General features: G+C 72.1%; 13 protein-coding genes. 2 read left to right on the forward strand and 11 right to left on the reverse strand.

Annotation, left to right across the window (positions count from 1 at the left end; translation table 11 throughout):
• Nucleotides 1-88: 88 nt before the first annotated feature.
• The 5 genes from GBN72_RS08470 to GBN72_RS08485 form a co-directional block, all read right to left on the reverse strand.
• Nucleotides 89-1,183 carry a branched-chain amino acid aminotransferase gene (locus tag GBN72_RS08470; protein ID WP_151771095.1) on the reverse strand — a complete coding sequence of 365 codons (1,095 nt, stop codon included), beginning with the start codon at nucleotides 1,181-1,183 and terminating at the stop codon, nucleotides 89-91.
• Nucleotides 1,184-1,447: 264 nt separating this feature from the next.
• Nucleotides 1,448-2,491 carry a 3-isopropylmalate dehydrogenase gene (locus tag GBN72_RS08475; protein WP_151771096.1) on the reverse strand — a complete coding sequence of 348 codons (1,044 nt, stop codon included), beginning with the start codon at nucleotides 2,489-2,491 and terminating at the stop codon, nucleotides 1,448-1,450.
• 347 nt (nucleotides 2,492-2,838) lie between these two features.
• Nucleotides 2,839-2,991, reverse strand: a complete 153-nt coding sequence (locus GBN72_RS34045) for a hypothetical protein (RefSeq protein WP_164540507.1) — start codon at nucleotides 2,989-2,991, stop codon at nucleotides 2,839-2,841.
• Nucleotides 2,992-3,308: 317 nt separating this feature from the next.
• Nucleotides 3,309-4,940: an L-glutamate gamma-semialdehyde dehydrogenase gene (gene pruA / locus GBN72_RS08480; RefSeq protein ID WP_151771097.1), complete on the reverse strand. Its 1,632-nt coding sequence runs from the start codon at nucleotides 4,938-4,940 to the stop codon at nucleotides 3,309-3,311.
• A 57-nt stretch (nucleotides 4,941-4,997) separates the two neighbouring features.
• On the reverse strand, nucleotides 4,998-5,924 hold the full coding sequence (locus tag GBN72_RS08485) for a proline dehydrogenase family protein (RefSeq protein ID WP_151771098.1): 927 nt from the start codon (nucleotides 5,922-5,924) through the stop codon (nucleotides 4,998-5,000).
• A gap of 148 nt (nucleotides 5,925-6,072) precedes the next feature.
• Here GBN72_RS08485 and GBN72_RS08490 point away from each other — a divergent pair, with 148 nt between their 5' ends.
• Nucleotides 6,073-7,206 carry a PucR family transcriptional regulator gene (locus GBN72_RS08490; RefSeq protein ID WP_151771099.1) on the forward strand — a complete coding sequence of 378 codons (1,134 nt, stop codon included), beginning with the start codon at nucleotides 6,073-6,075 and terminating at the stop codon, nucleotides 7,204-7,206.
• Here the strand turns inward: GBN72_RS08490 and GBN72_RS08495 are convergent, their stop codons facing one another.
• Nucleotides 7,207-7,797 carry a TetR/AcrR family transcriptional regulator gene (locus tag GBN72_RS08495; RefSeq protein WP_151771100.1) on the reverse strand — a complete coding sequence of 197 codons (591 nt, stop codon included), beginning with the start codon at nucleotides 7,795-7,797 and terminating at the stop codon, nucleotides 7,207-7,209. It abuts the gene before it with no gap.
• Nucleotides 7,798-7,893: 96 nt separating this feature from the next.
• Here GBN72_RS08495 and GBN72_RS08500 point away from each other — a divergent pair, with 96 nt between their 5' ends.
• Entirely contained in the window at nucleotides 7,894-9,432 is a 1,539-nt protein-coding gene (locus GBN72_RS08500; protein WP_151771101.1) for an MFS transporter, read from the forward strand.
• Nucleotides 9,433-9,594: 162 nt separating this feature from the next.
• Here the strand turns inward: GBN72_RS08500 and serA are convergent, their stop codons facing one another.
• The 5 genes from serA to GBN72_RS08525 form a co-directional block, all read right to left on the reverse strand.
• Nucleotides 9,595-11,184, reverse strand: a complete 1,590-nt coding sequence (serA, locus tag GBN72_RS08505; RefSeq protein ID WP_151771102.1) for a phosphoglycerate dehydrogenase — start codon at nucleotides 11,182-11,184, stop codon at nucleotides 9,595-9,597.
• 225 nt (nucleotides 11,185-11,409) lie between these two features.
• Nucleotides 11,410-12,408 (reverse strand): ketol-acid reductoisomerase, encoded by a 999-nt coding sequence (gene ilvC, locus GBN72_RS08510; RefSeq protein ID WP_151771103.1) that lies wholly within the window; start codon nucleotides 12,406-12,408, stop codon nucleotides 11,410-11,412.
• 131 nt (nucleotides 12,409-12,539) lie between these two features.
• Complete coding sequence (gene ilvN, locus GBN72_RS08515; RefSeq protein WP_151771104.1) at nucleotides 12,540-13,064, reverse strand: acetolactate synthase small subunit; 525 nt, start codon at nucleotides 13,062-13,064, stop codon at nucleotides 12,540-12,542.
• 20 nt (nucleotides 13,065-13,084) lie between these two features.
• Entirely contained in the window at nucleotides 13,085-14,935 is a 1,851-nt protein-coding gene (locus GBN72_RS08520) for an acetolactate synthase large subunit (RefSeq protein ID WP_174887094.1), read from the reverse strand.
• 244 nt (nucleotides 14,936-15,179) lie between these two features.
• The gene (locus GBN72_RS08525; protein WP_170315361.1) at nucleotides 15,180-18,266 is read right to left on the reverse strand and encodes a putative bifunctional diguanylate cyclase/phosphodiesterase; all 3,087 of its coding nucleotides are present in this window, start codon (nucleotides 18,264-18,266) and stop codon (nucleotides 15,180-15,182) included.
• Nucleotides 18,267-18,654: the final 388 nt, after the last annotated feature.

The following is an 18,654-nucleotide window of genomic DNA, read 5'->3' on the forward strand; positions in this document are numbered from 1 at the left end:
CCCCGGACCGGGCCCGGTGCGCCTGGCGGGGCGGACGGGCCCCGTGGGGCGGACGGGCCTGCCCGGGCCGGACGGGCCTGGCGGGGCCTCAGCAGACCTTGTGCATCCAGCCGTGCTTGTCCTCGGCCGTGCCGCGCTGGATGTCCAGCAGGGCGTCGCGCAGGCGCAGGGTGACCTCGCCCGGCTCGCCGGTGCCGTGCTTCCACTCGGCGCCGCTGCTGCGCTTGACCGTGCCGACCGGGGTGATCACTGCGGCCGTGCCGCAGGCGAAGACCTCCTTGAGGGCGCCGCTCTCGGCGTCCGCCTGCCACTGGTCGACGGAGACCTTCCCCTCCTCGGGGGCGAGGCCGAGGTCCTGGGCGACCGACAGCAGGGAGTCGCGGGTGACGCCCTCCAGGATGGAGCCGCTGAGCGACGGGGTGACGATCCGGTCCTCGTAGACGAAGTACAGGTTCATGCCGCCGAGCTCCTCGATCCACCGGCGCTCGATGGCGTCGAGGTAGCAGACCTGGTCGCAGCCCACCTTGGCGGCCTCGGCCTGCGCCATCAGGGAGGCCGCGTAGTTGCCGCCGGTCTTGGCGTCGCCCATGCCGCCCGGGACCGCGCGGACGTGCTCCTCGGCGACCCAGATGGAGACCGGCTTCACGCCGCCCGGGAAGTAGGCGCCGGCCGGGGAGGCGATGACCAGGAAGAGGTACTCCTTGGCCGGACGGACGCCCAGCCCCACCTCGGTGGCGATCATGAACGGCCGCAGGTACAGGGACTCCTCGCCGCCGTGCGCCGGGACCCACGCCTCGTCCTGGCGGACCAGCACGTCACAGGCCTCGATGAAGGTCTCGACCGGCAGCTCCGGCATGGCCAGGCGGCGGGCGGATGCCTGGAAGCGGCGGGCGTTCTTCTCGGGGCGGAAGATGCCCACCGAGCCGTCGGCGCGGCGGTACGCCTTGAGGCCCTCGAAGATCTCCTGCGCGTAGTGCAGGGTCATGTTGGCCGGGTCGAGGGAGAGCGGGCCGTACGGGACGAGTTCGGCGTCGTGCCAGCCGCGCCCCTCGGTCCACTTGATCGTCACCATGTGGTCGGTGAAGTGGCGGCCGAACCCGGGGCTGGCCAGGATCGCCTCCCGCTCGGCCGCGGGCAGCGGGTGCGAGGTGGGCTTGAGCTCGATCGTGGGCGTCGTCGTCATCAGCAGAACTGTCCTTCACCGTTGTAGTGACGGGCCGCGTTTCCGCTCGTCCTTGCCGCCGGGGTCCGGAGGTCCGGTGAGGGGACGTCCGGTCGGCGCCCTCGTCGACGCGACTCCACGTTCGATTATCGCAAGAGGGTGCCCGGTGAAGGAACGGTGCGGGGTCGAGACCCTGCGTTTCGATGGTGGCACCCGGCGGGACATGGCGGAAGCCGCCGGGTGCGAGGTGCTCCCGGCGGCTTTCGAAAGGTGGGCGGGCCGGGGTCAGCCGGCTACTCGGGCGGCGAGCGCGTCGCCGATCTCCTCGGTGGAGCGGGCGGCGAGAGCCACGCGCTCGACCAGGTCGGCGGCGACGGCGTCGTCGATGCGCGCCGCCTCGGCGTCGTACCCGAGGTGGCGCAGCAGGAGGGCGACGGACAGGACGGTGGCCGTGGGGTCGGCCTTGCCCTGGCCGGCGATGTCCGGGGCCGAGCCGTGGACCGGCTCGAACATGGACGGGTACGCACCGCTCGGGTTGATGTTGCCCGAGGCGGCCACGCCGATTCCGCCGGAGACGGCGGCGGCGAGGTCGGTGACGATGTCGCCGAAGAGGTTGTCGGTGACGATCACGTCGAAGCGCTCCGGCTGGGTGACCAGGTAGATGGTCGCCGCGTCGACGTGCATGTACTCGGTGGTGACCTCGGGGAACTCCTGGGCGACCCGGTTGAACACGTCGGTCCACAGGTGGCCGGCGAAGGTCAGCACGTTGTTCTTGTGGATCAGCGCGAGCTTCTTGCGCGGGCGGGCCTGGGCGCGGGCGAAGGCGTCACGGACCACGCGCTCGACGCCGTACGCGGTGTTCACCGAGACCTCGGTGGCGACCTCGTGCTCGGTGCCCTTGCGGATGGTTCCGCCGTTGCCCGTGTACGGGCCCTCGGTGCCCTCGCGGACCACGACGAAGTCGATCTCCGGCTCGCCGGCCAGCGGGGTGGCGACACCCGGCAGGAGCTTGGACGGGCGGAGGTTGACGTGGTGGTCGAAGGCGAAGCGGAGCTTGAGCAGGAAGCCGCGCTCCAGGACGCCCGAGGGGACGGACGGGTCGCCGATGGCGCCGAGCAGGATGGCGTCGTGCCCCTTGAGGGCGGCCAGGTCCGCGTCGGTGAGGGTCTCACCGGTGGCGTGGTAGCGGCGTGCGCCGAAGTCGTACTCCGTGGTCTCCAGCTTCACATCCTGCGGGAGGACGGCGGAGAGGACCTTGAGGCCTTCGGCCACGACTTCCTGCCCGATGCCGTCACCGGGGATCACTGCGAGATCGATGCTGCGAGACATGTCGGCACCTTAGTGGGTCGTCCCAAGGAGTGGCCCGCACCATCCGCCATACGGACAGCCGGCACCGTGACGTGCGGTTTCACTCACCCCCTGCGACCGGGCCATGCCCTCACCGGACCGTTCGCCGGGCCGGAGGACGGCGCCGTGAGGCTCCGCGGACCCCGCCGCACGCTTCGGGGGAGCCGCGACGCTCACCGGCCCGACCGGAAGCCGGGTCGGCAAACCGGCCGCCAAGGCCGACGACCACGCTCGGGCCGCCGGGAGGCCGGGAGGCCGGGAGGCCGGGAGGCCGGGAGGCCGGGAGGCCGGGAGGCCGGGAGATGGAGGGCGGGAAACCGGGGGCGGGGTCAGTGGCCGGTGGAGCCGCCGTTGTCGCGGCGGTCGAGGGCCCGCTGGAGCGCGGCGGCGGCATTGCGGCGGTCCGCGTCGGCCACCCGGGCGCGACGGGTCCGGGGGCGGACGGCGGTGTGCGGGTGCGCGGCGACGGTCGTCTCGGACATGACGCATCGGCTCCTTCGGAGGAAGAGTGACGAGAGGCGCCGGAAGGGGCGGGGAGCGGCACGCCGCAGGGGTCGCCTGCGTGGGGGCGTGGCTCGCCAACGCCGTTCGCCGGGTCGGGCGAGATGTTCGGCTTCCACCAAGCTAGGCCAGGCGGGCTTGGTTGTCTCCACAGTTAGTCGGACGTCCTACTATCCGAGACGGAGACCACCCCAACGGGCCCACGCGTTCACTCCCGCCCCGTCCGTCACAGCACACGGCTCCGCCCCCGCCCCCTCGGAGGAGGGAACGGGGGCGGAGCCGTGGTGCGCGTGGGCCGTCAGCCCATGTGCGGGTAGCCGTACTCGGTCGGCGGGACCAGGGTCTCCTTGATGGCCCGGGTCAGGGTCCAGCGCTGCAGGTTCTGCGGGGCGCCGGCCTTGTCGTTGGTGCCGGAGGCGCGGCCGCCGCCGAACGGCTGCTGGCCGACCACGGCGCCGGTCGACTTGTCGTTGATGTAGAAGTTGCCCGCCGCGTAGCGGAGCTTGTCCATCGTGTACGCCGCCGCGGCGCGGTCGCCGGAGATGACCGAGCCGGTGAGGGCGTAGTCGGAGGCCGACTCCATCTGGGTCAGCATCTCGTCGTACCGGTCGTCCTCGTAGACGTGGACGGCGAGGATCGGGCCGAAGTACTCGGTCGTGAAGACCTCGTTCTCCGGGTCGGTGCACTCGATGACGGTCGGGCGGACGAACCAGCCGACCGAGTCGTCGTAGGTGCCGCCGGCCACGATCGTGCAGGCGTCGTCGGCCTTGGCGCGGTCGACGGCGGCCTTGTTCTTGGCGAAGGCGCGCTCGTCGATCACGGCGCCGATGAAGTTCGACAGGTCGGTGACGTCACCCATCTTGATGCCGTCGATCTCGGCCGCGAACTCCTCCTTGAACCCGTCGTTCCAGATGGAGGCCGGGATGTAGGCGCGGGAGGTGGCGGAGCACTTCTGGCCCTGGTACTCGAAGGCGCCGCGGGTCAGCGCGGTCTTCAGGATCGCGCGGTCGGCGCTCGGGTGGGCGACGACGAAGTCCTTGCCGCCGGTCTCGCCGACCAGGCGCGGGTAGGTGCGGTAGTTCTCGATGTTGGCGCCGACCGTCTTCCACAGGTGCTGGAAGGTCTTGGTCGAGCCGGTGAAGTGGATGCCGGCGAGGTCGCGGTGGTTCAGCGCGACCTCCGAGACCGCGATGCCGTCACCGGTGACCAGGTTGATGACGCCCTTGGGCAGGCCCGCCTCCTCCAGCAGGCTCATCATCAGCACGGCGGCGTGGGTCTGCGTCGGGGACGGCTTCCACACCACGACGTTGCCCATCAGCGCGGGCGCGGTCGGCAGGTTGGCGGCGATGGCCGTGAAGTTGAACGGCGTGATCGCGTAGACGAAGCCCTCCAGCGGGCGGTGGTCCATGCGGTTCCACACGCCCGGGGAGTTGGCCGGGGGCTGCTCGGCGAGGATCTGGCGCGCGTAGTGCACGTTGAAGCGCCAGAAGTCGACGAGCTCGCAGGGGGTGTCGATCTCGGCCTGCTGGGCGGTCTTGCCCTGGCCGAGCATGGTGGAGGCGGCCAGCGTCTCGCGCCACGGGCCGGACAGCAGCTCGGCGGCGCGCAGGATGATCGCGGCGCGGTCGTCGAAGGACATCGCGCGCCAGGCCGGGGCGGCGGCCAGGGCGGCGTCGATCGCATCCTGGGCGTCCTGCTGGGTGGCGCCTCGGCCGGTGCCGAGGACCGCCTGGTGGTTGTGCGGCTGGACGACCTTGAACTCCTCGCCGCCGCCGAGGCGCTTTGCGCCGCCGATGGTCATCGGGAGCTCGATCGGGTTGTCGGCCAGCTCCTTGAGCTTGGCCTCCAGCCGGGCGCGCTCGGCGGAGCCGGGGGCGTAGCCGTGCACCGGCTCGTTCACGGGCGTGGGGACCTGGGTCACAGCGTCCATGGGTTCCTTCTCCTTGTGAGAGCTCTGAGCGGTGGGTGCGGTTGAGCGGTGCGGGGCTCAGCCCTTGCTGACCATCGAACGCAGGAAGAACTTCAGGTTCGACGGCTTCTCCGCGAGACGGCGCATGAAGTAGCCGTACCAGTCGGTGCCGTACGCGGTGTAGACACGCATCCGGTGACCCTCGGCGGCGAGACGCAGCGATTCGTCGCCGCGGATGCCGAACAGCATCTGAAACTCGTACTCGTCCATCTTGCGCCCTGCGCGCCGCGCGAGCTCCTGTCCGATGGAGATCATCCGCGGATCGTGCGAGCCGATCATCGGGTAGCCGTCGCCGTCCATCAGGATCTTCATGATCCGGACGTACGCCTTGTCGATCTCGGCCTTCGACTGGTACGCCACCTCGGCGGGCTCCTTGTAGGCGCCCTTGACGATGCGCACCCGGCTGCCGCTCGCCGCGAGACGACGGGCGTCCTCCTCGGTGCGGAACAGCATCGCCTGGATCACGCAGCCGGTCTGCGGGAAGTCCTCGCGCAGCCAGGCGTGGGTGGCCAGCATCCTGTCGATGGTGGTGTGGTCCTCGGCGTCGAGGGTGACGGTGGTGCCGATCGCGGCGGCGGCCTCGACGACCGGGCGCACGTTGGCGCGGGACAGCGCGACGCCGTCCTCCAGGTCCTGGCCGAACATCGAGAGCTTGACGGACATCTCCACCCGGGGACCGAGCTCCAGCTCGCCGACGTGGGCGATGAGCTCCAGGTACGCGTCGCGGGCCGCCTCGGCCTGCTCGGGGGTGGTGATGTCCTCGCCCACCACGTCCATGGTGAGCTCGAGGCCCTGGCCGGTGAGCCGGCGGATGATCGGCAGCACGTCGCCGACCGTCTCACCGGGGATGAACCGGTCGACGACCTGCTTGGTGCCCGGTGCCGCGGTGACGAGACGGCGCATCCTGTCGCTGCGCGAGGCGGCGAGAATCACGGGACCCAGCACGGGACCTCCTGGAAAAACGAAAGTGACGAGGGCGTGGACCGCCGCTTCGAACGGTAGGGATCCGGGTTCGGTTTCACCTATCGACACCTGTCACGGATCACCGGCTTTCCTCTCAGACATCTGTATGAAGAGGAGGGAGAATGGAGCCGTGAAACCCGACTACCAGGAACTGGTCGACGAGATCTCCGCGCTGCTGGGCGTCCCGGCCACCCTCGAGGGCCGCGACTTCGGGCTGATCGCCTTCGGCGTGCACGACGGGCTCGGCGACGAGGCCGAACTCGACCCGGTGCGGACCCGGACGATCCTCGCGCGCAGCTCGTCGGCGCAGGTCAAAGCCTGGTTCGAGGGTTTCGGCATCGCCCGTGCCACCGGCCCGGTCCGTATCCCCCCGGCGCCGGAGGCGGGGGTGCTGCGGGGGCGGATCTGCCTGCCGGCCCGCTCCCGTGAGGTCGTCCAGGGGTACGTGTGGCTCCTGGAGTCCGACCCCGGCCCCACCGAGGCCCAGCTGGCGTCGGCCATGCGGGTGGCCGAGCGCATCGGCGGGCTGCTCGCCGAGGAGGCCTCCGCCGAGGACTCGGTGACCCGGGAGTTCCGACGGGTGCTGGAGAGCGGCGGTCCGGGCCGGGAGCGGGAGATCGCGCTGACCGCGCTGGAGTCGGCGCTCGGGCCCGACGCGGGCGACCTGTACACCGCCCTGTGCGTGACGCCGTGGACCGAGGGCGAGCCGCCGTCGGTGCGCAGGGTGCCGGGCACGGCGGCGGCCTGCGCCGCGCCGCTGACGGGCGGCCCGCGGATGCTGGCTCTGCTGGTGCGGGTGCGCACCGGCGCCGAGGTGCCCGCCTCGGTGCTGACCGCGGCCGCCCGGCTGGCCCCCGGCTCGGCGACGGGGGTCGGCGGACCCCGCCGCGGGGCCCGCGAGGCGGGCGTGCTCTGGGACCAGGCGCTGGCCGCCGCGCGTGCCGCGTCGGCCGAACCGCGGCTGGGGCCGGTGGCGCGGTGGTCGTCGATCGGCCCCTACCGCCTGCTCACCCGCCTTCCGGCCGGGGTGACGGCGGAGGACGCGGCACTGCGCGAACTGCTCGCCCACCCGGAGCTGGCCCGCACCGTGGAGGTCTACCTCGACCACGCCGGGCAGGCGGGCCGGACGGCGGCGGCCCTGGGCATCCACCGGCAGACGCTCTACTACCGCCTCTCCCGGGTGGAGCAGCTCACCGGCCTCGACCTGGACGACGGCGAACACCGGCTCCTGCTCCACATGGGCGTCAAGGCCGCGCGGCTGTAGTCACCGGCCGCCCTCCGGAGCCGGGCCGGCGACCAGCCGGAGCAGGCCGTCGGCAAGCTGGTCCCCGGTCGGGGTGCCGTCCGGATCCAGCGAGTTCTGGGCGATCAGGCCGGTCAGCAGGACCATGGCGAAGTTCCCCACGGTGTCGGTGAGGTCGTCGTCGACCTTCTCCTCCGGAATGCCCAGCAGCAGTGCGGCGAGGCCACGGCCGCCGCTGCGCTGGGCGAGCGCCAGGTTGCGGCGGATCTCCGGAAGCCGGTCACCCATGGCGATGATCTCGATGCTCAGGTGCCAGATCGAGTCCGGGCGCTTCAGTGAGTCCGCGAGCGTCCGCATCGTCGCCCGCAGCCTCTCGTGCGAACCGGGAGGGGTGCCGGCCGCGCCGGCGTCCCAGTCGAACCGCTCCGCCTGCTCCTCCACCAGCGCCACGTAGGCCTCGGCGAGCAGGGCGTCCTTGGACCCGTAGTGGTAACCGATCGACGCCAGATTGGCCCCCGACTCCCGCACGATGTCGCGCGCGGTGGTCCGGGCGAAACCCTTCTCCAGCAGACAGCGCTTGGCACCGTCCAGCAAATCTTCGCGATGACCCATGCCACCAGCGTAAACCGCGCCTGTACACGCGTCACGGACACCCGTCTTATACAGTTGTTCTAGACAGCCGTATAAGACGCGTGTACGGTCACTCGCATGACGACGACAACCCCTTCCCCGGCCCGGGCCGGGCGCCGTGAATGGACCGCGGTGGCCGTGCTGATGCTGCCGCTGCTGCTGGTCTCGATGGACGTGTCGGTGCTCTACTTCGCCGTGCCGGCGATCAACGCCGACCTCGCGCCCACCGGCACCGAGCAGCTCTGGATCTTCGACATCTACGCCTTCGTCCTGGCCGGCCTGCTGATGACCATGGGCTCCCTCGGTGACCGCATCGGCCGCCGTCGGCTGCTGATGTTCGGCGCCGCGGCGTTCGGGGCGGCCTCGCTGGCCGCCGCCTACGCCGACAGCCCGGAGATGCTGATCGCCGCCCGCGCCGTGCTGGGCATCGGCGGAGCCACCCTGATGCCGTCGACGATCGCGCTGATCCGCACGATGTTCACCGACCCGCGTCAGCGCGCCCAGGCGGTGGGCCTGTGGAGCGCGGTGATGACCGGCGGCGTGGCGCTGGGCTCGGTGATGAGCGGCCTGCTGGTCGAGTTCTTCTGGTGGGGCTCGGTCTTCCTGGTGAACCTGCCCGCGATGGCCCTGCTGCTGGTCCTCGGCCCGCTCCTGCTGCCCGAGTCCAAGGACCCCTCCCCCGGCCGGTTCGACCTGCTGAGCGTGCCCCTCTCGATGGCCGCGGTGCTGCCGCTGATCCACGGGCTGAAGGAGTTCGCCTCCGACGGCTGGCGGCCGGAGCAGGGCGTGTTCGTCGGCGCCGGGCTGCTCTTCGGGGTGCTCTTCGTGTGGCGGCAGCGCACCGCGGCCTCCCCGATGGTCCCGCGCGGGCTGTTCCGCTCGCCCGGCTTCGCCCCGGCGGTGGTGCTCAACTCGGTCTCCGCCCTCGGTCTGATGGGCTCCGCCTTCTTCACCACGCAGTACCTGCAGTCGGTGCTCGGGATGAGCGCGCTGGAGGCGGCGCTGTGGTCGCTGGTCCCCTCCCTGCCGATCGCCGCCGCGGCGCCGGCCGCCACCGCGCTGGTGCAGAAGGGGGTCCCGCGCGCCCATGTGGTGGCGGCCGGTTTCCTGATCGCCGCCGGAGGTTACGCCCTCCTCACCACGCCCGGGACCGACTCGCTGGCTCTGGTCCTGGTGGCCGCCGGCGTGCTGGCCTGCGGAATCGTCCTGGTGATGTCCCAGATGGCGGACCTGGCGCTGAGCGCGGCACCGGTGGAGAAGGCGGGTTCGGCCTCCTCCCTGCTGGAGACCGGGGCGGAGTTCGGCGGTGCGCTGGGCATGGCCGTGCTGGGCTCCGTGGGGACCGCCGTCTTCCGGGACGGCATGCCGGCCGCCGCCCCGGAGGCGGCCCGGGAGACGCTGGGCGGCGCGCTGGCGGTCGCCGCGGAACTGCCCGGCCAAGCGGGCGAGTCGCTGGCCCTCGCCGCGCGAGTGGCCTTCACCGACGGCATGCACGCGGCGGGCCTGACCGGCGCGGTGGTCCTCGCCGTCGCCGCCGTGGTCGCCGCGACGGCCCTCCGCCGGATCCGGGTGGAGTCTCCGGCGCCCGGCGACGCGGTCACCCCGGTGATCCGGTGACCCGGTGACCCGGTGATCCGGTAACGGGCCCGTCGGCCCGCTCCCGGGGGGGAGAAAGGGAAGGGACAACGACCAGGACCCGCCTGCCGCGTGGAGCGGCGGGCGGGTCCTTCGTCGTGCGGAGTGCCGGACCGGACCGGACCGGACCGGACCGGAAGGCGGTCAGGTCAGGTTGATGGCCCGGGCGGACGTCGCGCCGATCTCCTCGGCCAGCTCCGACAGCACCGTCTGCGGGACCGTGTCGTCGACCGTCAGCACAGCCAGCGCCTCGCCGCCGGCCGCCGCACGGGCGACCTGCATGCCGGCGATGTTGACGCCGGACTCGCCGAGCACCCGGCCGACCGTGCCGACCACGCCGGGACGGTCGGCGTACCGCAGCACCAGCATGTGGTCGGTGAGCGCCAGGTCCACGTCGAACTCGCCCACCGCGACCAGCTTCTGGTGGTGCTTCGGGCCGGCCAGCGTGCCGGAGACCGACACCTCGGTGCCGTTGCCCAGCGTGCCGCGGACCGTGACCACGTTGCGGTGGTCCGGCGACTCGGAGCTGGTGGTCAGCCGCACCTCGACGCCGCGCTCCTGCGCGAACAGCGGGGCGTTCACATAGGACACGGTGTCCTCGACGACGTCCTCGAAGACGCCCTTGAGCGCCGACAGCTCCAGCACCTTGACGTCGTGCTGGGTGATCTCGCCGTACACCTCGACGTCGAGGCGCAGCGCGACCTCGCCGGCCAGCGCCGTGAAGATCCGGCCCAGCCGCTCGGCCAGCGGAAGACCCGGCTTGACGTCCTCGGCGATCACGCCGCCCTGCACGTTGACCGCGTCCGGAACCAGCTCACCGGCGAGCGCCAGGCGCACCGACCGGGCGACCGCGATACCGGCCTTCTCCTGCGCCTCGTCCGTGGACGCGCCCAGGTGCGGCGTGCAGACGACCTGGTCGAACTCGAACAGCGGCGAGTCCGTGCACGGCTCCTTGGCGTAGACGTCGAGGCCGGCGCCGGCGACCCGGCCCTCCTTGAGCGCCGAGTACAGCGCCTCCTCGTCGACGATGCCGCCGCGCGCGGCGTTGACGATCCGGACCGTCGGCTTGACCTTGCGCAGGGCCTCGTCGCCGATCAGGCCGAGCGTCTCCGGCGTCTTGGGCAGGTGGACCGTGATGAAGTCCGAGACCTCGAGCAGCTCGTCCAGCGTCAGGACCTTGACGCCCATCTGCGCGGCGCGCGCGGGCTGGACGTACGGGTCGTAGGCCACGACCTTCATGCCGAACGCGGACATGCGCTGGGCGACCAGCGCGCCGATCCGGCCGAGGCCGACCACGCCGAGTGTCTTCTCCGCCAGCTCGACGCCGGTGTACTTGGAGCGCTTCCACTCGCCGTTCTTCAGCGCGGCGTTGGCCTGCGGGATGTTGCGGGCCGTGGCCACGAGCAGGCCGCAGGCCAGCTCGGCGGCGGTCACGATGTTGGAGGTGGGGGCGTTGACGACCATCACGCCGGCCTTGGTGGCGGCGGAGACGTCGACGTTGTCCAGGCCCACGCCCGCGCGGGCGACGACCTTCAGCTTGCCGGCCGCGGCGATCGCCTCGGCGTCGACCTTGGTCGCCGAACGGACCAGGATCGCGTCGACGTCGGCGATGGCCGGGAGCAGTTCGCCCCGGTCGGCTCCGTTGCAGTGCCGGATCTCGAAGTCCGGACCGAGCGCGTCGACGGTGGCGGGCGACAGCTCTTCAGCGATGAGTACGACAGGTTTCGAGCTCACGTGAGTCCTCAGGTGCGATGCGGACGGCCGTCCCGACGGCCGCAGGCGTGGAGGGTTGCTAGCCGCGTGGAAGACGCACGACGCTGTGGGCCTGACGCGTATGCAGTGCAGTGTAGTGGGGCCGGGGACCTCGTCCCTCGCCCCTGCGGAAGGATCACCCGTCCGTGCGTTTCCACCACGGGCGAAGCACGGGGCCGGGGCGACGCCCCGGCCCCGTCAAGAGGATCAGGCCTCCTCGTCCACCCAGCTCATGAGCTTGCGCAGCTCCTTGCCGGTGGTCTCCAGCAGGTGCTGGGAGTCCTGGTTCTTGTACTCGTTGTACTTCTTCAGACCGCCCTGGTACTCGGCCATCCAGTTGTTGGCGAAGGTGCCGTCCTGGATCTCGGCGAGGACCTTCTTCATCTCGGCCTTGGTGGCGTCGGTGATGACGCGCGGGCCGGTGACGTAGTCGCCCCACTCGGCGGTCTCGGAGATCGACCAGCGCATCTTCTCCAGGCCGCCCTCGTACATCAGGTCGACGATCAGCTTCAGCTCGTGGAGGCACTCGAAGTAGGCGATCTCCGGCTGGTAGCCCGCCTCGGTCAGGGTCTCGAAGCCCGCCTTGACCAGCGCGGCGGTGCCGCCGCAGAGCACGGCCTGCTCACCGAACAGGTCGGTCTCGGTCTCCTCGGTGAAGGTCGTCTTGATGACGCCGGCACGGGTGCCGCCGATCGCCTTGGCGTAGGACAGCGCCAGCTCGAAGCCCTTGCCCGTGGCGTCCTGCTCGACGGCCGCGATGCAGGGGACGCCGCGGCCCTCCTCGTACTGACGGCGCACCAGGTGGCCCGGGCCCTTGGGGGCGACCATGCAGACGTCGACGCCGGCCGGGGGCTTGATGAAGCCGAACCGGATGTTGAAGCCGTGCCCGAAGAACAGCGCGTCGCCGTCCTTCAGGTTGTCCTTGATCGACTCCTCGTAGACCTGGCCCTGGATCGGGTCCGGGACCAGGATCATCACGACGTCGGCCTCGGCGGCGGCCTCGGCCGGGGTGACCACGCGCAGGCCCTGCTCCTCGGCCTTGGCACGGGACTTGGAGCCCTCGTGCAGACCGACGCGGACGTCCACACCCGAGTCGCGCAGCGACAGGGCGTGGGCGTGGCCCTGGCTGCCGTAGCCGATGACCGCGACCTTGCGGCCCTGGATGATGGACAGGTCGGCATCGGCGTCGTAGAACAGCTCGGCCACTTCGGTTCACTCCTCATGTCTGCAGGTGTAGGGCCCGCAGGTGTCGCAGGTGTTGCGCCCAGCGTATGACCGGGCGGTGGAGAAGGGGTTGACGGTCTCGCCATACGGGCGAGCCGGGGGTTCCGGGCCCGTCAGGAGGCGCGTTCGACGGCCCGCAGCGAGCGGTCGGTGATCGACCGCGCGCCGCGCCCTATGGCGATCGTGCCGGACTGCACCAGTTCCTTGATGCCGTACGGCTCGAGCATCTTGAGCATGGCCTCGAGCTTGTCGCTGCCGCCGGTCGCCTCGATGGTGACGGCGTCCGGGGAGACGTCCACGGTCTTGGCCCGGAACAGGTCGACGATCTGGACGATCTGCGAGCGGGTCTCGTTGTCCGCGCGGACCTTGACCAGGACCAGCTGGCGCCGGACCGACGCGACCGGGTCGAGCTCGACGATCTTCAGCACGTTGACCAGCTTGTTCAGCTGCTTGGTGACCTGCTCCAGCGGCAGGTCCTCCACGCCCACCACGATGGTGATGCGGGAGATGTCGGGGTGCTCGGTGACGCCCACGGCCAGGGAGTCGATGTTGAACCCGCGGCGGGAGAAGAGCGCGGCGATCCGCGCCAGGATGCCCGGCGTGTTCTGCACCAGGACGGAGAGCGTGTGCTTCGACATGTCAGGTGTTCCTCGCTCGGTCACTCTTCGTTGTCGCCGAAGTCGGGGCGGACGTCCCGGGCGGCCATGATCTCGTCGTTGGAGGTGCCGGCCGGGACCATCGGCCAGACCATCGCGTCCTCGTGGACGATGAAGTCCACGACGACCGGACGGTCGTTGATCGAGTTCGCCTCCTCGATGACCTTGTCCAGGTCCTCGGGCGACTCGCAGCGGATGGCGTGGCAGCCCATCGCCTCGGACAGCTTGACGAAGTCCGGGACCCGGGTGCCGGCGCTCGGGCCCGTCGCGTCCGCGCCGGGGCCGGAGTGCAGCACCGTGTTGGAGTAGCGCTGGTTGTAGAAGAGCGTCTGCCACTGGCGGACCATCCCCAGGGCGCCGTTGTTGATGACGGCGACCTTGATCGGGATGTTGTTCAGGGCGCAGGTGGTGAGCTCCTGGTTGGTCATCTGGAAGCAGCCGTCGCCGTCGATCGCCCAGACCGCGCGCTCCGGGCGGCCGGCCTTGGCGCCCATCGCGGCGGGGACCGCGTAGCCCATGGTCCCGGCGCCGCCGGAGTTCAGCCAGGTGGCCGGCTTCTCGTGCTGGAGGAAGTGCGCGGCCCACATCTGGTGCTGGCCGACGCCCGCGGTGAAGATCGTGCCCTCGGGGGCGAGCTGCCCGATCCGCTCGATGACCTGCTGCGGGGAGAGCGAGCCGTCGGCGGGCAGCTCGTAGCCCAGCGGGTAGTTCTCCCGCCAGCGGTCCAGGTCGGCCCACCAGGCGTCCAGGTCGGCGCGGTGGCCTTCGGAGTGCTCCTTCTGCACGGCCTGGACCAGGTCGGCGATCACCTCGCGGGCGTCGCCGACGATCGGCACGTCCGCCTCGCGGTTCTTGCCGATCTCGGCCGGGTCGATGTCCGCGTGGACGACCTTGGCGTGCGGTGCGAAGCTGTCCAGCCTGCCGGTGACGCGGTCGTCGAAGCGGGCGCCGAGGGCGACGATCAGGTCGGCCTTCTGCAGCCCGGTGACGGCGGCGACCGAGCCGTGCATGCCGGGCATGCCCAGGTGCTGCGGGTGGCTGTCCGGGAAGGCGCCCAGCGCCATCAGGGTGGTGGTGACGGGGGCACCGGTCAGCTCCGCCAGGACCTTCAGCTCGGCGGTGGCGCCGGCCTTGAGGACGCCGCCACCGACGTAGAGCACCGGCCGCTTGGCGGTGGTGATCAGCCGGGCGGCCTCGCGGATCTGCTTGGCGTGCGGCTTGGTGACCGGGCGGTAACCGGGCAGGTCGGCGACCGGGGGCCAGGAGAACGTGGTCTTCGTCTGGAGGATGTCCTTCGGGATGTCGACCAGGACCGGGCCGGGGCGGCCGGTCGAGGCGATGTGGAAGGCCTCGGCGATGACCCGGGGGATGTCCTCGGCGCGGGTGACCAGGAAGCTGTGCTTGGTGATCGGCATGGTGATGCCGACGATGTCCGCCTCCTGGAAGGCGTCCGTGCCGATCGCGGCGGACACCACCTGCCCGGTGATCGCGACCAGCGGCACGGAGTCCATGTTGGCGTCGGCGATCGGGGTGACCAGGTTGGTGGCGCCCGGACCGGAGGTGGCCATGCAGACACCGACCTTGCCGGTGGCCTGCGCGTAGCCGGTGGCCGCGTGGCCGGCGCCCTGCTCGTGGCGGACCAGGACGTGGCGCACCCGCGTGGAGTCCATCATCGGGTCGTACGCGGGCAGGATCGTGCCGCCGGGAATGCCGAAGACCGTGTCGACCCCCACCTCCTCGAGCGAGCGGATGAGCGACTGGGCGCCCGTGACGTGCTCGGTCGCGGACTGCTGGAGTCCTCCGGAACGGGGCCGCGGCTGCGGATGGTGGGCCCCGGTGGCCTGCTCGGTCATCGGCATTCTCTTCTCGATGCAGAGTGGTGTGTGCGAGCTTTTGAGAATTTTGTTCGGTTGGCGCGTCCGCCCCGGTGCAACAAAAAACCCCTCGTGCCGTCAGGCAAGCGAGGGGAGCGCGTCGGGCGGTTAGGCGCTGGGTCTCCGGTTCTCAATCCGAAGGTCCAGCTCAGCCGACGCGCTGTCCAAGTACGAGAATTCGGGTGCGCATGACCTTGACCCTCTACCCGACGCAGGTCGGGTGTCAAGGGGGTGGGACGACGGTCTCAGAATGTGGGCGTGCGGCGCCGTGCTGGAGACCCGCGTAGGCCGCTCCCGCACTGCGGGCGGGAGGCACCGGGGGGCGGGCGCCCGCTCCGCTCCCGGGGCCGGTCGCGGCGCCGCCCGGACGGCTCTGTGCGTGGCCCCGGGACGCTACGGCGCTGGTGGGCCTGCCGCCGGTTCCGCCGGGCCTGGGGTGGCCTGCGGGGACCGGGCAGTGCCCGTCGGCGAGCAGCCGGCGGATCCGGTACTCGTCCAGAGGTGCGGAGAAGGCGCCGCCCATGCCGTGGGTGCAGCCCATGGCGCGCAGGACGCCCGCCTGGTCGGGCAGGTCCACGCCCTCGGCGACGGTCTGCATGCCGAGGTCGCCGGCGATCCGCAGCAGCCCGCTGGTGATCTTGTGCAGGCGGGCGGACTCCACCACGCCTTCAACCAGGCTCCGGTCGAGCTTGAGCACCTCCACAGGCAGCCGGCGCAGCGCGGTGATGGATCCGTAGCCGGTGCCGAAGCCGTCCAGGGCGAACCTGACGCCCAGCCGGCGCAGCGCCGTGAGGCGGCGCTCCAGGTCGTCCAGCGGGAGGCTCGGGTCGAGTCCGGCGAGTTCGATCATCAGTGACCCGGGCGCCAGTCCGTGCCGGGTCAGCAGCGCCTCTATCGAGGTGAGCGGCAACGACCGGTCGAGCAGGCGCCGGGCGGCGATCCGTACCGCCACCGGGGTGCGCAGACCCGCCCGGGACCGGTCTGCGGCCTGGACGACGGCCTCCTCCAGCACCCAGCGGCCGAGTTCGGCCGTCCGGTCGCCCTCTTCGGCGGCCCGCAGGAACTCGGCGGGCGTGAACAGCGCGCCCTGCGCGGACCGCCAGCGGGCCTGGGCCGAGACGGCGGTGATCCGGCCGTCGGCCAGCGAGACCATGGGCTGGTGGAGCAGGGTGAACTCGCCCTCGTGCAGGGCGTTCCGCAGCCGGGCGGCGACCTCGGCCCTGCGCACCACGTCCTGCTGCATCTGGGGCGCGTAGAGCTCGACGCGATCCTTGCCTGCCGCCTTGGCCCGGTACATCGCGAGGTCCGCGTTGCGCAGCAGCTCTCCGGCGCCCAGGCCGGGTTCGGCGAAGGCCACGCCGATGGAGGCGGCCACCCGGACGTCGTTGCCGTCGATCTCGTAGGGCTGGGAGAGCCGTAGTCGCAGCCGGTCGGCGAGCTCCAGGATGTGGCCCTCGCGGGCGGTCCGGTCGCTCACGCCGTCGCCGAGGATCAGCGCGGCGAACTCGTCCCCGCCGAGGCGGGCGGCGGTGTCGCCCTGGCGGACGGCCTCCTGGAGGCGGCGGGCGGCCTGGACGAGGAGTTCGTCCCCGGCCTGGTGCCCGATGGTGTCGTTGACCGCCTTGAATCCGTCGAGGTCGATGAAGAGCACCGCCGTGCCCTGGTCGGACTGCCGCCGGCCGGAGAGGGCCTGCCCGACCCGCCGGGTGAACAGCGCGCGGTTGGGCAGGTCGGTGAGCGCGTCGTGCTCGGCGCTGTGCTGCAACTGCGCCTGGAGGCGTACGCGTTCGGTCACGTCGCGGCTGTTGAGGATCAGGCCGCCCTGGTGCCGGTTGACCGTCGACTCGACGTTGAGCCAGCCCCCGTCGCCGCTGCGGAAGCGGTACTCGATCCGGGTGGTGGGGTCGGCGGGCGGGCCGGCGGCGAGGAAGCGGCGCAGTTCGTGCAGGACGGCCGGCAGGTCCTCGGGGTGGATCAGACCGGCCAGCTCCCGGCCGACCAGCTCCTCCGGGAGGAGGCCGTACACGCCCTCGGAGGCGTCGCTGACGTATTTCAGGCGGCCGTTGGGCGCGGCGATCATGATGACGTCGCTGGAGCCCTGGACCAGGGAACGGAAGTGGTTCTCGTTCTCGGCCAGCTTCTCGGTGAGCGCCATGTTGTCGAGCAGCATGATGCCCTGCCGGACCAGCAGCGCCAGGACCACGGCGCCGGCCGTCAGCAGCACGACCTGGTCCACGCTGCGGCCGGCCAGCACGTTGTAGAGGATGCCCAGCGTGCACACGGCCGCGGCCAGGTAGGGCAGGAGCGCGGCCAGCGATCCCGCTATGGGCCGCGCCGGTGCGTAGTACCCGGGGTCCACGCCCGGTGCGGGAGGCCCCGGGGCGGCGGGACGGGGACGGACCGGGTCGGTCCGCGGCGTCGCGGCCGGGGTGTCGGGCGGACCGGCGGGGGTCTCGGCCTTCCCGGCGGCCGGGCCGGGTCGCGGCAGCGCGCCGGGGCGCCCGGTGCCCGCACTCCGGCGGAACCGGCGGCCCCGCAGGAGCGGGCGGGACCGGCGGCCCTCTCGCGGCCGGGCGAAGGTGGCCGCCCAGGGGGCGTAGGCGAGCAGCAGCGAGCCCGCGAACCAGCCCGCGTCCAGCAACTGCCCGGACCGGTAGCTCTGGTGGAGCAGCGGCGAGGTGAACATGGCGTCGCAGACGACGGTGAGCGCAAGCGCGGCGACCGCGGCGTTGACCGCGGCGCGGTTGGCCGCGGTGCGCCGGAAGTGCAGCGCGAGGACCACGCTCACCAGGGCGATGTCCAGTATCGGGTAGGCCAGTTGGAGGGCGGCGTGCGCGACGCCCTGGTCGGCCGCGCCGGCCGTGCGGCCCAGCGCCAGGCTCCAGGAGAGCGTGAGCAGCGAGCCGCCGATCAGCCAGGCGTCGAGCACCAGGCAGACCCAGCCGGCTCCGTTCAGCGGGCGCCTCGCCAGCATCAGCAGGCCGAGGATGGCGGGCGGCGCGAAGCACAGGAAGAAGAAGTCGGCCAGGCTGGGGCGCGGCATCTCGGCCCGGAGGACCACCTCGTACCAGCCCCAGACCAGGTTGCCCATGCTGGCCATCGCCGAGGAGAACGCGAACAGCAGCCAGGCCGGGCGCAGTTCGCCCTGCCGGCGGGCGTAGAGGAAGCACGAGACGGCGGCCGTCGCACCGGCGGCGCTCAGCCCGAAGTCGCCCATCACCAGGGCCGCGCGGTGCGACCCCCAGCCGACCGCGGAGCCGAGCGCGTAGCCCGCGCAGACCAGGGTGAGGAGCACGAGCGGCACCGGCATCACGGCACGGCGCACGCCGGCCGGGGGCCTGGCCGGGGCAGCGGCGGGGGCGGCGGGGAGCCACGGCTCGTGGGCGCCGCGGCCCGCGCCGTCGAGCACGGGCGGGGAGAGGGACGGAGAGATCACCGGGGCCTCCCGCAGCCGCCGGGCCGCCGGGCGGCGCACACCCCGCGACGGAAGGGCCGGGTGCGCGCGGTGGTGCGCTCCGGGTACCGCGGGTCCGCCGGCGCCCCGGCCCGGCCGGCCCCGAACCGGCCGCCCCCGAGGCGGCCGACCCCGGGGCGGTGGGGCACGGCGGGGTGGGTGACGGCGGGGTCGAGCACAAGGTGGCGGGCGGCGGCGCGGTTGGCGGCGGGGCGGTGGGCGGCTGCCCGATGAACCACCGCGG

This window comes from Streptomyces abyssomicinicus (assembly GCF_008974245.1).
Lineage (GTDB): Bacteria > Actinomycetota > Actinomycetes > Streptomycetales > Streptomycetaceae > Streptomyces > Streptomyces abyssomicinicus.